Source organism: Halomonas sp. ATBC28 (genome assembly GCF_005937175.1).
GTDB lineage: Bacteria > Pseudomonadota > Gammaproteobacteria > Pseudomonadales > Halomonadaceae > Vreelandella > Vreelandella titanicae.
This window is the reverse complement of sequence record NZ_VCQL01000022.1, coordinates 40,841-54,442: the sequence shown is the minus strand read 5'-3', so window position 1 is coordinate 54,442 and position 13,602 is coordinate 40,841. Positions and strand designations below refer to the sequence as shown.

General features: G+C 52.2%; 15 protein-coding genes. 10 read left to right on the top strand and 5 right to left on the bottom strand.

The features are described from left to right. Positions 1-221 precede the first annotated feature (221 nt). Positions 222-530 carry a hypothetical protein gene (locus E0L35_RS21000; RefSeq protein ID WP_039858818.1) on the bottom strand — a complete coding sequence of 103 codons (309 nt, stop codon included), beginning with the start codon at positions 528-530 and terminating at the stop codon, positions 222-224. 383 nt (positions 531-913) lie between these two features. Next, entirely contained in the window at positions 914-1,219 is a 306-nt protein-coding gene (locus E0L35_RS26345; protein WP_022519785.1) for a hypothetical protein, read from the bottom strand. A 110-nt stretch (positions 1,220-1,329) separates the two neighbouring features. Here E0L35_RS26345 and E0L35_RS20990 point away from each other — a divergent pair, with 110 nt between their 5' ends. The 7 genes from E0L35_RS20990 (at position 1,330) to E0L35_RS20960 (ending at position 7,755) form a co-directional block, all read left to right on the top strand. After that, positions 1,330-1,584, top strand: coding sequence for an Arc family DNA-binding protein (locus E0L35_RS20990; protein WP_022519784.1), 255 nt, complete (start codon positions 1,330-1,332; stop codon positions 1,582-1,584). Next, a complete protein-coding gene (locus tag E0L35_RS20985; protein WP_138801332.1) occupies positions 1,581-1,997 on the top strand; it encodes a type II toxin-antitoxin system VapC family toxin in 417 nt (138 codons plus the stop codon). The genes E0L35_RS20990 and E0L35_RS20985 overlap by 4 nt, the downstream gene beginning before the upstream one ends. Before the next feature lie 539 nt (positions 1,998-2,536). Further along, on the top strand, positions 2,537-3,547 hold the full coding sequence (locus E0L35_RS20980) for a TRAP transporter substrate-binding protein (RefSeq protein ID WP_138801331.1): 1,011 nt from the start codon (positions 2,537-2,539) through the stop codon (positions 3,545-3,547). Positions 3,548-3,631: 84 nt separating this feature from the next. Continuing rightward, positions 3,632-4,135 (top strand): TRAP transporter small permease, encoded by a 504-nt coding sequence (locus E0L35_RS20975; RefSeq protein ID WP_022519731.1) that lies wholly within the window; start codon positions 3,632-3,634, stop codon positions 4,133-4,135. A gap of 4 nt (positions 4,136-4,139) precedes the next feature. Continuing rightward, a complete protein-coding gene (locus tag E0L35_RS20970; protein WP_022519732.1) occupies positions 4,140-5,420 on the top strand; it encodes a TRAP transporter large permease in 1,281 nt (426 codons plus the stop codon). A gap of 24 nt (positions 5,421-5,444) precedes the next feature. After that, entirely contained in the window at positions 5,445-7,043 is a 1,599-nt protein-coding gene (gene ggt, locus E0L35_RS20965) for a gamma-glutamyltransferase (RefSeq protein ID WP_022519733.1), read from the top strand. 25 nt (positions 7,044-7,068) lie between these two features. Then, the gene (locus tag E0L35_RS20960) at positions 7,069-7,755 is read left to right on the top strand and encodes a TetR/AcrR family transcriptional regulator (RefSeq protein ID WP_138801330.1); all 687 of its coding nucleotides are present in this window, start codon (positions 7,069-7,071) and stop codon (positions 7,753-7,755) included. Between the two features lie 37 nt (positions 7,756-7,792). On the opposite strand, the gene E0L35_RS20955 is transcribed toward E0L35_RS20960, so the two are convergent. Beyond that, positions 7,793-8,632: a helix-turn-helix transcriptional regulator gene (locus E0L35_RS20955; protein ID WP_138801329.1), complete on the bottom strand. Its 840-nt coding sequence runs from the start codon at positions 8,630-8,632 to the stop codon at positions 7,793-7,795. Between the two features lie 233 nt (positions 8,633-8,865). Then, positions 8,866-9,849, bottom strand: a complete 984-nt coding sequence (locus E0L35_RS20945) for an NADPH:quinone reductase (RefSeq protein WP_138801328.1) — start codon at positions 9,847-9,849, stop codon at positions 8,866-8,868. A gap of 153 nt (positions 9,850-10,002) precedes the next feature. On the opposite strand from E0L35_RS20945, the gene E0L35_RS20940 reads away from it, so the two are divergent. Together E0L35_RS20940 and E0L35_RS20935 are read left to right on the top strand one after the other, a co-directional pair. Next, positions 10,003-10,341 carry a helix-turn-helix domain-containing protein gene (locus E0L35_RS20940; RefSeq protein ID WP_138801327.1) on the top strand — a complete coding sequence of 113 codons (339 nt, stop codon included), beginning with the start codon at positions 10,003-10,005 and terminating at the stop codon, positions 10,339-10,341. 45 nt (positions 10,342-10,386) lie between these two features. Continuing rightward, positions 10,387-11,301, top strand: a complete 915-nt coding sequence (locus E0L35_RS20935) for a LysR family transcriptional regulator (RefSeq protein WP_138801326.1) — start codon at positions 10,387-10,389, stop codon at positions 11,299-11,301. A gap of 484 nt (positions 11,302-11,785) precedes the next feature. On the opposite strand, the gene E0L35_RS20930 is transcribed toward E0L35_RS20935, so the two are convergent. Next, complete coding sequence (locus E0L35_RS20930; protein ID WP_138801325.1) at positions 11,786-12,343, bottom strand: NAD(P)H-dependent oxidoreductase; 558 nt, start codon at positions 12,341-12,343, stop codon at positions 11,786-11,788. A gap of 285 nt (positions 12,344-12,628) precedes the next feature. Between E0L35_RS20930 and E0L35_RS20925 the strand changes: the two genes are divergently transcribed. Beyond that, on the top strand, positions 12,629-13,483 hold the full coding sequence (locus E0L35_RS20925; protein WP_249362170.1) for an AraC family transcriptional regulator: 855 nt from the start codon (positions 12,629-12,631) through the stop codon (positions 13,481-13,483). The last annotated feature ends 119 nt before the right edge of the window (positions 13,484-13,602 follow it).

The window sequence follows — 13,602 nt, the reverse complement described above, 5'->3', positions numbered from 1 at the left end:
AACTTCGATAGCTCACCCACTGTCATTGGTCGCGCAAATGATCGTCAACCTTATCAGGACGGGCGACGAAGAGGCTGATCTTGTCCCGAGAGAATATGGTGGAAGTTTCGAGGGGTAAAAGGGCTAAAGCAGCGGCATAGAAAAGCGCTGCGTGAGGAGGGGCATGGGGTTTGTGCGCAATCACTTTACTGCTGAAAAGATCGTGAACAGGTTCTAAGGGGTCAGTCAGAGACGCCCTCGCAGTTGTCGTGATACAGCGGAGCATCGGTACCCAACACTAGGCGCTTGGTGGCGTGATTGTAGTAGAAACGACCGGACTCGGCGCTTGAAAGCTCATAGTCGCCGCACACCCCATAGCCCTTATTGACTTGCGTCAAGTGGGAAATTTCGGCCGGTGCCTGGCTGTCGAGGCGTTCAGATATAGTCGCGGCGATGTGGGCATCACGCTGGGCCTCAGAATAGGCCTGGTTACCGAATACCAGGCCAGCAACGACGAAAATGGCGACGACGGGAATCCATAGGTTATGCATAGAGTGTCCAGTGAGAGGATATAAAAGTGCATGAATTCGGTAGAAAAATTATTTAGCTGGATAATAACTTTTTGCCCATCCGATTTCATTGGTTAGCGAGTAGTTGGTTTACACAAGGATCCGCGCCAACCTTACGACACTAAACTGCTTTATGTAGTGGTTCACTGATTCCGGACACCCATCGCCTCAGCACGATGCTATTGTCCTATACACACGTCAAGGCGCACCTCAGCGCCCAGGCAGCGAGGCATTATTGGGTTGGCTGCGTGAGGTGTAGAGTGATGAGCAGATTGCTGAAGCGATAGGCTTGGCGCTAGATGAAGTGGCAAAGCTGCGCACTGAAGGTCAGCGCTGATCCGTGCTTTCATTTACGTATTCCCGCTTCACACATAAAACGAAAGGGCAGTCCAAGTGACTGCCCTTTCTGTATTTGGCTGCTGAGGATGGCAGACATTCCCCATGCCATGAAATAACCTGATGCAATGGTTCATAGTCAGTAATGAATAGCCGTTTTGGCGGATCAGTAGTACCCGCTCAGCAAAGAAGCCGGTGTGACCATAATCTGATTGTCTTTTGGCCACAAAAGCAGCCTCTTGACCAAATATGTCAGCAATTGGTGCGGGAGTGTTCTCCACGGGATTAGTTATGCAGGCATCGCTTTGCGGTTGCAAAATATCCTTAAAGTACACGTTACTTCTGAAAAGCAGTGTTGCAAGTGCTTGCCTTTTGCATACAGTATACTATACTGAATGCAGTTGGAGCGCAGCTGCGCTTACCACATGCAATAGGAGTTTGGGCTATGGGCATGATGACTATTAGAAGCATTCCTGACGAAGTACACAATGCACTAAAAGCGCGAGCCAAGCAGAATCACCGCAGCGCCGAGGCTGAGGTGCGGGCCATCCTGGAAGAGATCACACGGCCAGAAAGTCGCCTCAAAATGGGTGATGCCCTGGCTGATTTGGGTCGCAAGATCGGGTTGACCAATGAAGACGTAGCGGTCTTTGAAAAGGTGCGTGACAAGACGCCTGCTGAACCGATGAGGTTTGAATGATCATTCTGGATACCAATGTCGTTTCCGAGGCGATGAAACCCGAGCCTGATCCAGCCGTCAGAGCTTGGCTTAATGAGCAGTCGGCTGAAACGTTATACTTGTCTAGTGTCACACTTGCAGAGTTGTTATTTGGTATTGCGGCGCTGCCCAACGGGAAGCGCAAGGACATGTTGAGCGAGACCTTGGGCGGCCTTGTGGAGTTGTTCAGAGGGCGGATTTTATCCTTTGACGTTGACGCCGCTCGCAAGTATGCAGAGCTAGTCGTGACAGCCAGAACCGCCGGGCGTGGTTTTCCTGTGCCGGATGGCTACATTGCTGCTATTGCCGTATCACAAGGCTATCAAGTCGCCTCCAGAGATATGGCTCCTTTTGAGGCAGCCAATGTGGACGTCATTAACCCTTTTGAAGCCTAACTGGTGCGGTCTGCTGGGCACTTTAATTGCTTAACCCATTCTTCTTACCCCAACATACCCTCCGACTAGCCCATGAGCCGAATATAAACCTTATTCGGCTCATAAGATGATCTGAATAGATGATGCAATCGGCTCATGTATATTTGGGAATAGCACCACTGGCCGTCTTTTTAACGGAGTAACTGCGCGCGGCCTCAAAGCCTTCAAGTAGCGCGCTCTGTTCGACCCCCAAGCCCTCGATGCAAAAGCTGTTCAAACACTGCCGGGCGGCAAAGAGCTCCCGGCCCGATCCTGCCAAGAATTGACTAAGAGGACGATGGCTTGATGGGTGGCATCAGGCCCCGAATAAATTCGCACCATATTGAGTCCTTCAGCACAAAGTTGGTGCGAATTTATGCGTCGGTACGCTCAACAACCCGCAGAATCTCTCATTTTTCAAGGTGGCATGATAATTGCTATTTCTTTAAGTAAGTAAATAGTTACTTAGCTCGCTCCATGAAGAGTGTTTTCTGAATGGGCGCAATGGCAAGGATCACACCATGAAAAAGCAATTTAAGAATATGAAGCTGAAGGCTCTCGCTTGTAGTTTCGCGTTGGGTGCTTTGGCACATACTGGTATGGCAAGCGCCGATATTAATATCAAGTTTCACCATGATTTGCCTGAAGATAGCGCACAGCACCTGGCGGCTGAGCGCTTCAGGGACATGGTGGCTGAGCGTAGTGGTGGTGAGATTTCAGTAGAAATTTTCCCTAATAACACACTCGGTGATGATGTCGAAGTCACCCAACAGTTGCAGATGGGGGCTGTGGAAGCAGCGATTATTCCGACCGCCAAGTTATCGGGCTTCGTTCCCGCCATGCAGATCGTCGATCTGCCTTTCTTGTTCCCATCTCCCGATATCGCCCACACCGTTCTGGATGGGCAGGCTGGTGATGACCTCTTGGCGACGGTAGAGCAGGTGGGGCTGAAGGGGGTGACGTTCTGGGAAAGTGGTTTTAAGCAATTTACCTGTGACCAGCCCGTTAATGGCCCGGAGGATTTCGCAGGCCAAAAGGTACGCGTGATGCAAAGCCCTATCATCATGGAACAGTTTAAAGCGATGGGCGCTAACCCGGTACCGATTGCCTTCGGTGAAACTTACAACGCGCTGCAGCAACGCATTGTCGACTGCCAGGAAAATCCGCTGGTATCGATTACACAAATGAAATTTTATGAAGTGCAGTCGGATGTGGTTATCAGCAATCACGCTTATCTAGCCTATGCATTTCTGTTTAGCCAGAGTTGGTTCGATAGCTTAAGCCCTGAGAATCAGGCGCTATTGACGGACGCTGCACGTGAAACCACCGTATTCCAGCGTGAAGAAACCGCCCGCCGTGAAACGGGCTACATTGCCACTATCGAAGCCAGTGGCACTAACGTGAGCACACTGGATGATGCCCAACTGACGGCTTTCAGAGAGTCGACAGCGTCGGTGCACGATGAGTTTGCCAATGAAATTGGCGCAGATCTAATGGCGGAATTCCAGCAAGCCATTGCTGATGCCGAATAGTCGCGCTTCACCCATTAAAGGGCTGATCGGTGATCCCGATAGCCCTTTCCTTCCCCATTGTTTTCATCGCTGGTGGAGTTCGCTATGCGCAAACTTGATCGCCTAATATCGCGTGCCGAGGAGGTTTTGATTGGCCTGCTGATTTTGTCCGCCTCGTTCATTCTTTTCGCCAACGTCATTGCACGCTACGTGTTTAACGATGGTTTTTCATGGGCTGAGGAGCTGGTGCGTTACCAAATTGTATGGATGGTGCTGCTTGGCGCGAGCGTTGCTGCACGGCAAGGGATTCATATTGGGATCGATATTCTACGCAGGTTTAGTCCTCCCCTCATGGCGAAATGGATAGAGTTGCTAGTTCATGCGGTTTCTATCGCTTTTTGCCTTTTCCTGGTGGTTTACGGTTTCCAGTTAACCGAGCAAACCCATCGGTTTGGTCAGGTGAGTTCTGCTCTACAAGCGCCCATGTGGATCGTTCAGTTGGCCATTCCGGTGGGCGCTCTTTTAATGGGTATTCGCTTTACCCAGCATTTCTTCCGGACGTTGCTTGGTCGAGAGCAAGCCTCTGCCCACCTTGATCAAATTGGATAAGAATATGGTCATCACATTCCTGGTGCTATTAGCTGTTTTGATGTTAGTGGGAACGCCCATCTTTATTGCATTGGCGGGTTCCGTCACGGTGGCGATGGGGAGCTTTAGCCATATTCCATTGGCGATCGTGGCTGAGCGATTGTTTGCCGGGTTGGATAAGTTCCCATTGATGGCGATACCCTTTTTTATTCTCACCGGTAGCTTGATGAGCGCGGGTGGGTTGTCGCAGCGTATCATCCGCTTGGCCAACTTGTTGGTAGGACGCTTTACCGGTGGTATGGGGATGACGGCGGTATCAGCGAGTATGTTTTTTGGCGCTATTTCCGGATCTAGCCCGGCCACGGTGGTTTCGGTGGGCTCATTGCTCTATCCGGCCATGCGCAAGGAAGGATATTCCGGTCAATTTTCGATTGGCGTGCTGGTGTCTGCCGGTTCATTGGGCATCATCATTCCCCCTTCGGTTGTAATGATCGTCTACGCGGCTGTCACTGGGGTGTCAGTGGGTGCGCTGTTCATGGCGGGGGTGGGAGCCGGTTTATTATATGCAGCATGCTTATTGCCTTACTGTTGGTACCGCGCCAAAAAGGACGGTGTCACTCCCGTGGAGCCGCCCAGTTGGGGCGAGGTTTTAGCAGGATTCAAAGATGCTTCGTGGGGGTTAGGGGTTCCTCTCGTCGTCTTGGGTGGGATTTACCTGGGTATCTTTACGCCCACTGAAGCCGCCGCTGTATCAGTGGTATATGCCCTGTTGGTCTCAGCCCTGATTTATCGTGAGAAGAGCTTTGCAGAGCTATTCCAAAGCATGATTGAAGCGGCGACCACAACGGCTCAGGTAATGATTATTCTCGCTGCTGCCTCGGTTCTGGCGTGGTTTCTTTCCAGTAATGGGCTAGCGGCCATGTTGGCCAACGCTATCCTGTCGTTATCCGAGAATCCGTACCATATCTTCCTGCTGATCAATGTGACGGTACTGATTGCCGGCATGTTCCTCGATGCTTCCTCCATCATGGTGATTCTCGCCCCCCTGTTTTACACCGTGGGTATGCGCGTTGGTATTGACCCTGTCCACCTAGGGGCAGTACTGACCGTGAATGGGGCGATTGGTATGTTTACGCCGCCATTTGGCCTCAACCTGTTTGTGGCGGGCACTATCAACGGCGTCGATTACGTCCAGGCGGTACGTGGTGCATTGCCCTTTATTGGCATTGCGCTGTTTGCCTTGATACTGCTGACCTATATTCCCGCGATCAGTATGTGGCTACCCAATATGGTGTATGGCGGCTAAACAGCCAGAATAAGGATGGTAGCAATGTCTATTAGCACAACTTCATCAGCGCTGGCGCATTCCCATGAGGGGGTCGTAACCAGCCCACATACACTGGCAACAGAAGCGGGGCTTGAGGTACTTCGTAAAGGTGGAAATGCGGTTGAGGCTGCGATCACCATGGGGGCTTGTCTGTCAGTGACTTGCCCGCACTTTACCGGTCTTGGCGGCGATGCCTTCATGATCATTGCGGATGCAAACGGTGGTGTGCAAACCCTGTCAGGCATTGGCCAGGCGCCACAGGCTAAGTTGGAACTGTCTGGCCAATTGCCTACGAGAGGGCCAGGTTCCATGTTGACGACGGCTGCCACGGTTGATACCTGGGGGCAGGCGCATGAGATTTCCCGTCAGAACTGTGGCGGCCAAATTGGCTGGGCAGCGCTGATGGAGCCAGCGATACAGCTAGCGAGGGAAGGCTTCCCGATAACGCCATCGCAGCGCTTCTGGCTTGATTTTCGTAGCGATGAGCTGTCGATGATGCCAGGCGTGCGAGAGCACTTTATGCCAGGCGGGAAGATTCCCCATGAGGGTGAAAAACTGTACCAGCCACAGCTGGCCGCTTCACTGCAGTCCATTGCGACCCACGGCTACCGGGACTTCTATGAAGGGCAGTTGGGGAAGAAAATCGCCGCTGGACTGGCAGCAGTAGGGTCTCCACTCACGGCCACTGATTTGGCGGCTACCCGAGCACGAGTAGAAAAGCCGTTGTCTGTTCCCTACCGTGGTGGCGAGCTGCTGGCCCATCGCCCCCCAACCCAGGGTATGACGACACTAGAGATAATGGGTATCCTGGCGCGTTTTGACCTCTCCAGGATCGAAGAGGGCAGCGCCGATTATTACCATCTGCTGGTGGAGGCGGTAAAGCGCGCTTTCCTGGATCGTAATAGCTACCTGGCTGATCCCGATTTCGCGTCGGTGCCTTGTGAAAGGTTGTTATCGCCTGCTCATCTTGATGCTGAAGCGGCAAAAGTGGAGGCGGGGAAAGCATTGGATTGGCCCTTCGCTTATCAGCATGGCGATACGGTTTATCTAGCGGCCGCTGATCGTTTCGGTAATGCCGTCTCCATGCTGCAGACGATTTATTACGACTGGGGCAGTGGTGTCAGTGTCGGTGATACGGGGATTTTGTGGCATAACCGTGGTGCCGCGTTCAGTCTTGATCCTGCTCATCCGAATGTGATTGCCCCGGGAAAGCGTCCTTTTCATACCCTTAACCCGGGTATGTATCGTGTCGATGGAAAGCCTCGTTTACTTTACGGTACTCAAGGAGCAGATGGACAGCCGCAAACCCTCGCTGCCGTGCTGACGCGCTTGATAGACTATGGCATGGATCCGCTCAGTGCGCTTAAAGCGCCGCGCTTCCTACTGGGGCGAACCTTTTCCGATGGACGTGACACGCTAAAACTTGAGCAGGATGCGGGAGCTGCTATTTTCGCTGAATTGACCCGGCGTGGTCATCAGATGAGCCCGCTACCCGCACAAAGTGCCCTGGCTGGCCACCCCGGCGCGGTCGTTATCGACCCGGCGAAAGGCTTTTACGCCGCTCATGACCCTCGCAGCGATGGCATCGCGTTAGGGCTATAGCACCAATAGAAACAAGGATGTGTACATGACAAAAAGCGATACGCTCGATATGAAACAGAGTGCCCGTACCCGGGGAAAAACCCGCCGTAATGCTCATGAAACACGCGAGCGCCTGCTTCAAGCGGCGACTCAAGAGTTTTCCGAGCGCGGCTACGATGGTGCTCGCATGGAACGTATCGTGCGTGCAGCCGATTGTAATGTGCGCATGGTGTATCACTACTTCGATGACAAGGAAGGTCTTTACCTGACTGTTCTCGAACGAGTCTATGAGGAGTTGCGCGCCAAGGAGCAGGCACTCAATTTAAGCTATCTCGAGCCCGTTGCAGGTATGCGCGCGCTGGTCGAATTCACCTTCGATCATATGGCCGAGCATCCCGAGTTCACCAGCCTGGTGCGCAATGAGAACTTGCTGGGTGGGCGCATGCTGCGCAAATCGAGCAAAGTCGTCCAGCAAACGACGCCGCTCGTAGGCATGATCCGGGATACCCTAAAGCGAGGGGAAGCAGCAGGGTTATTTCGCTCGGCTGTAGACCCTACCCAGCTCTACATTTCTATTCTTTCGCTATCAATCATTCACATCAATCAACGCGACACGCTATCCATCATCTTCGAGCAGGATCTGGCTGACCCGGATTGGTTGATTGAGCGGCGTGCCCATGCGGTCGAGGTAATACTTTCCTATCTATGTGTTGAGTCCCGGGTGATTAAATAAGCGACAAGGACTATCTGCAGGGCTCCGAATACCTCATCTACTTGCCCATCTGCTGCATAAATTTACGACAGCAAACCAAGCCAGAACCGCCGCCTTCCTCCGGCGGGCGACTAGCCGCCCGAACAAAAGCGCTGGGAGATTGACCGAGCACCTTGCGAAACATACTGGAGAAAGCGGCTGGGCTGTCATAGCCGAGTTCCAGCGCGGTTTGGGTAACGGAACTGCCCGAGAGCAGCCTGGGAATTGCTGCCATCAGGCAGGCCTGCTGGCGCCATACGCCAAAGGAGAGCCCGGTCTGCTGACGGAACAGGCGATTGAAGGTGCGCTGACTGCAATGTAACTGCCGCGCCCACTCCTCCGGAAGAGTGTGAATGTTTGGTTGGCCGAGAAACTCTCTGCACAGGCTGGCGAGTGGAAGGTCATGGGGCAGGGGCGCAAATAGTGGCAGGGCCTGAGCCTGTTCCAGTTCGTATAGGAGTAATTGAGCCAGGGCACCGTCGCGGCCGTTTTCGTCATAGAGCGCGGGGATGTGGGCGGAAGCCAGCAGCAGGTAATGCAGGAGAGGCGTCACGACCAGCACCTCGCAGTTGAGCGAAGCGCGTGGCGCGACGTGGGGCTCGATATACAGACTTCGGGTGCTCACCCCGTTCATGCGCACTTGGTGGCGTTTGCCCGCAGGTAGCCATACGCCGCTATAGGGCGGCACCATCCAGGTGCCGTCATCCGTGTTGACTTCCATCACGCCGGTCATGCCATAGAGAAACTGGGCACGGCGATGGGTATGGAAGTCCAGGAGGGTACCGGGGCGGTAGTCAGTGCCGATGGCCACCACGGGCCTTGCTACATGATCCACATCAGAAAGAGGTGTATTGAGCATTAGCGTTAACCTGGCTGAAACGCGTTGATGGTCTTTGCTGCTTCCCTGTCCACATGGCGCCACCACCAACGGCAGACCATGCAATGGCACGGTGGGCTCATGGCTCGGGATCCGCCTGGCGTCGCGATGGATCGGGCGCATTCTCGACCGCATTCATACTAGGGTGTACCTGTTACTGCTGACGGAAGTGCTGGTGGTGATGGTCGTCATGCGTGATTTCAAGTAATCTCAGCTCACATGTGTATAAGAACCTTGCCTATAACGTTGGACGATTCCAATGCCTCGTGAGCATCCGCTACATTCCGCAAAGGCATGTTTAAACCGATTTTTGGCAAATAGCATTCGGCCTCAAGGCACGAGTTGATATCCGCTATAGCAGCTTGTTTCAACTCATCGGGTACATTGTAGATATATACGAAACGGAAGACGCAACCATGCATCATGGCCTTCAATAATGGAATGGAAAGCTCATCCGTCGCATTGGCGGTTGCGTAGGCGCTTATAACCCCACCTTGGGACAAGCAGGCCAAGTTGATGTCAAGATTGGGCTTCAACGCGACATCGACAATATGGTCAACGCCGAGTCCTTCTGTTGCTTCCAAAACAATACTCGCAACATCTTCCGACTTTCGGTCGATCACTAGATCTGCGCCATTTTCTTCGGCTACGGTGGCTTGTTCAGAGCTCATCACCGTTGTTGAAACCCATGCGCCGGCCCACTTTGCCAATAGAATTGCTGCTGTTCCGACCACGCCGGCTCCGCCATGAATCAGCACCCGCCGACCTTTAAGACTGCCATCAGAAAACAGGCAGCGGTGAGCTGTGAGCGCAGGAATCCCAAGCGAAGCCCCTACTTCGAATGAGACCTTATCTGGCAAGTGAACCGCTTGGCGAGACGGAACTACAACGAACTCTGCTGCCGTGCCTGTTGCTCGGCCATATTGCGCTTCGTATACCCAAACCCGCTCGCTAAGCCGATCCGATGACACGTTCGTGCCAACCGCATCAATAACGCCTGCACCATCTTGATGAGGAATAATGCGTGGATAAGGCATCTCTGAAGAGAAGCCAGTTCTTGCTTTAACATCGGTAGGATTCAGTCCAGAAACATGAATGCGTACGCGCACCTCGTCTGGCCCTGGTTCTGGTGTCGGCAATTCACCGACTTTCAGCACATCACGAGCGCTGCCTTGGGCTTCATAGTAAGCTGCTTTCATCAGGGTGCTCCATCAAGATTTTCAGGTAAAAGAGCGCAGCACAGCACTAGCCGCTGCGGAAGAGATATTCTAGGTACTAGGGGTTAAATTGAAAAGTAGGCACTTATTTGATATATAGGGATATGTTTTATACTAATGGCGGGTGTATAACGGATGAAGAAGCAAGAAGCTCATGAGTATCGGTGCACTGTTGAAGCGACCGTTGCTGTTGCTGGCGGCAAATGGAAACCGCTGATCATTTACTATCTACTCAGCGGAACCAAACGATTTGGAGAGCTTCGCAAGCTTATCGGTGGCGTCACGCAACGGTCGTTGACATTGCAACTTCGAGAGCTTGAATCGCACGGTATTATCTCTCGAGAAGTGTTTGCCGAAGTTCCCCCACGTGTCGAATATTCGCTTACCGAGCTTGGGCTGACTCTGGCCCCCGTGCTCAACGCCATGAAAGAGTGGGGAGACAGCTATCTCTCTTGGCAACAAGATGAAAAATAATGATATTGAAGAAACTAGTTGCCTCTTTTTGACTTGGTAAATGATATGGCCAACTTGCGCTCTTTGGACCTCAATCTTCTGGTTGTCTTGCATGCTCTGTTAGAGGAGCAGCACGTAACACGAGCAGCACGGCGTCTTGCGCTGTCACAACCAGCAACTAGTAACGCACTAGATAGGTGCCGGCATGTCTTCAATGATCCATTGTTGGAGCGTGTCGCAGGTGAAATGCAATTAACGACGAAAGCTCTGTCGCTAAAAGAACCATTGTCCCACGCACTGCTTGCCATATCGGCCGTCGTAGAGACACCGCAAGCTAAATTGACGCAAGTTCGCCAAACGGTCCGCTTGTTAATGGCAGATCAACCAGGTCTGGCGGTCATGACCCACCTTTTAACCAAGTTAAGCACCAGCGCTCCAAATGTGAATTTAGCGCTATTGCCATGGCGCAGCAGTAAGGATGCTCTCCATCGTCTGGAGAATGGTGAAGCTGATATTGCGATCTCAACGTTTCCTGCGCTGCCTCCAAAATTTCATCGCCAGGAAATTAGATATGAGGACTATGTTGTGGCCATGCGGGCCTCGCATCCTGCCGTTCGGAAATTTAACATGGATGAGTGGCTGGCCTGGCCACATATCGTTGTTTCCGGAGAGGGGAATGTACGTGGGTCTCTGGAAGAAGTATTAGCCCAACAAGGCAAAACTCGTCATGTCGGCGCTGTTGTACCGAATTTCACTATGATCGAGCCTTTGCTGAAAGCAACGGATATGATCGCTACCACGCCTATAAATTGTCTTTCTGATACTCAAGCCCTAGCGGTTTTCGAGCCGCCCATCCCGGTGCCAGGCTTCAGTCTACATTTAGCTTGGCATGCGCGAAGAGATGGTGATTTGGTTGTACAACATGTGACCGAAACGCTGCGATGCCTCTTTCAAAAAGAAGGCATCGAAGCTATTCGATAATGTCTTATCAAGCTTGGAGCTTTCGGGAATAAGTACGACTGAATAGGAGGTATCAGTCACTGAGAGGCCCTGAGGTTGGTTTAAGCTGGTAGCGACGGAGATATTCCACTTTGGTCAGCAACGCTAAGCTAGCTCCCAACATCAACGCTCCGTTAAATGGATGCATTGAAAGCAACAAGGGGGTTGAACCAGCGGCTAAGATTACCTGTACCAAGTAAAAAAAGAAGGTTAACCCGGCCCACCTCCTCAGCGTCCTAAGCTGAGGCACATACAGAGTAGCGACTAGAAGTGCACTCGCCGGAAAGAACAGGACCCCTCCCACTATTGCATGTGTCTCCCACAGCCCACCATTTCTGAATAGTGCACCGCCCGCGATAAGAAATTGCCCTAAAACACCACATGGAAAGGCCCCTGCTAGTAGGGGATACCAGCGAGGAACCTTTTGCGAGGAATTAGTAACATGACTATTTAACTCACTCATCACTCAAACCTCCTGTGGCTCGGGTGATGCAATCCATGACTTTAATACCTCTGCGTAACGGGTCCCTTCGGTCTTAATCTCGTCCAAAGACAGCTGGTTGGCATGGTAGACGATAAAGGGGCTGCTCCAGGCCAGCTCACAACGGTGGGCTGTCGCGCGCATCGGGGCAAGTAGCTCAAGCATGGTGAACATATTACGCCCGCCCTTGCTATAAGCGTCAGGCGTGTTGCCTGCGGTCACCGAGACCATTATGGGCATGCCTCGTAGCCTGCGCCCCTCCGACTCGTAGTTAATGTAGAACAGTCGCGTTAGCACGGCATCCAGCCATACTTTCAATATCGGCGGGGTAGCGTACCATTGCATAGGGTACTGCAGGACGACCCGGTCCACGGCCAACAAACGATGCACCTCGGCACCGGTGTCAATCTCGCCATTGGGATAAGCTCGCTGTACATCGAAGATTTCGACATCATCGATCTGGGAGGCGGCAGTGGAAAGGGCAGCGTTGGCATGCGAGCGCGCAATATCAGGATGGAAAAGTAGTACAAGTGTTTTCGACATGGGAATACTCCGATTGGGGTTACCCTAGTAGCTTTATCCTGTACGCATTATTTGTCTAATGGATAGTTGATATGTCTGTCTATTGATTTGGTGAATTGATGGTGCATGTAATAGTGCTTGCCTCAATTAGCCTAGGAAAATACCGAATTTAATATTATTTTAGGCGGAAGTCTGTGAGCATTGGTTCACCGACTTTGCTAACCCTACAAGCCGGTTGGCCCTGATTATCGCCCCCACTATTATCGATTCATGAATACAAACCTTATAGATACAGTGCGTCGATATTTGGATGCACATGCAGATACTGTAGGCCTCGCGCAAACACCGGTTTCCGGATTGACAATTATTCGTTCAACCCAGCCAAGCGATCTGCAACATGCTATTCCCAACCCGCTCATCTGCTTAGTATTGCAAGGCACGAAGCTCGTCACATTGGGAAAGGAGACCTACAAGTTCGCGGCAGGAAGTTCGCTGTTGATCACGGCCGATGTCCCAACGGTCAGCCAGATTACGCACGCCAGTACTGATAAGCCCTATATGGCACTTGTGCTGGATCTTGAACCGGTGGTGATTAGTGATTTGGTACTGGGTATGAAAATGGTACCTAGGGTGAGCGGAGCCGCTGTACGTTACGATGCGATTGATACCGATGTGCAGGATGCGGCACTGCGTTTGATGAAACTTCTGGATCGCCCTGAGTCTCTGCCGGTGCTACATAGCCAACTGGTGCGAGAGATGCACTATTGGCTGTTGTCTGGCCGCCATGGGGAAGCCATTCGTCGCCTTGGAGCTCCGGAAAGTCGTGAGCAGCGCATCTCCCGTTCAGTTGCTATTCTTCGCGCCGATTTCAGGAAGACACTACCAGTGGAACTGCTTGCCTCTGAAGCGGAGATGAGCATCTCGTCTTTTTATCAGCACTTCCGTGCAGTGACGTCGCTTTCGCCATTGCAGTTCCAGAAACAACTTCGACTTATTGAGGCCCGCCGACTTATGGTGTCGAGAGGCCTGTCTGCAAGCAGTGCCGCTTTTGACGTGGGTTACGAGAGCGTTTCTCAATTTTCAAGGGAGTATCGACGCCTGTTTGGCTTGTCACCAAGCCGGGATAAGGAATCCGCTAAGAAAGTGCTTCATACCAAATAAAATTACTAGTTCGGCCGTGCTCACAGAGAAAAAATTACGATTTTTCAATCCGGACACTAACATAAAAAGCCTGCCGTAAAGGCAGGCTGTTGGTTAGCTACATGCATGTACCTAGCGAA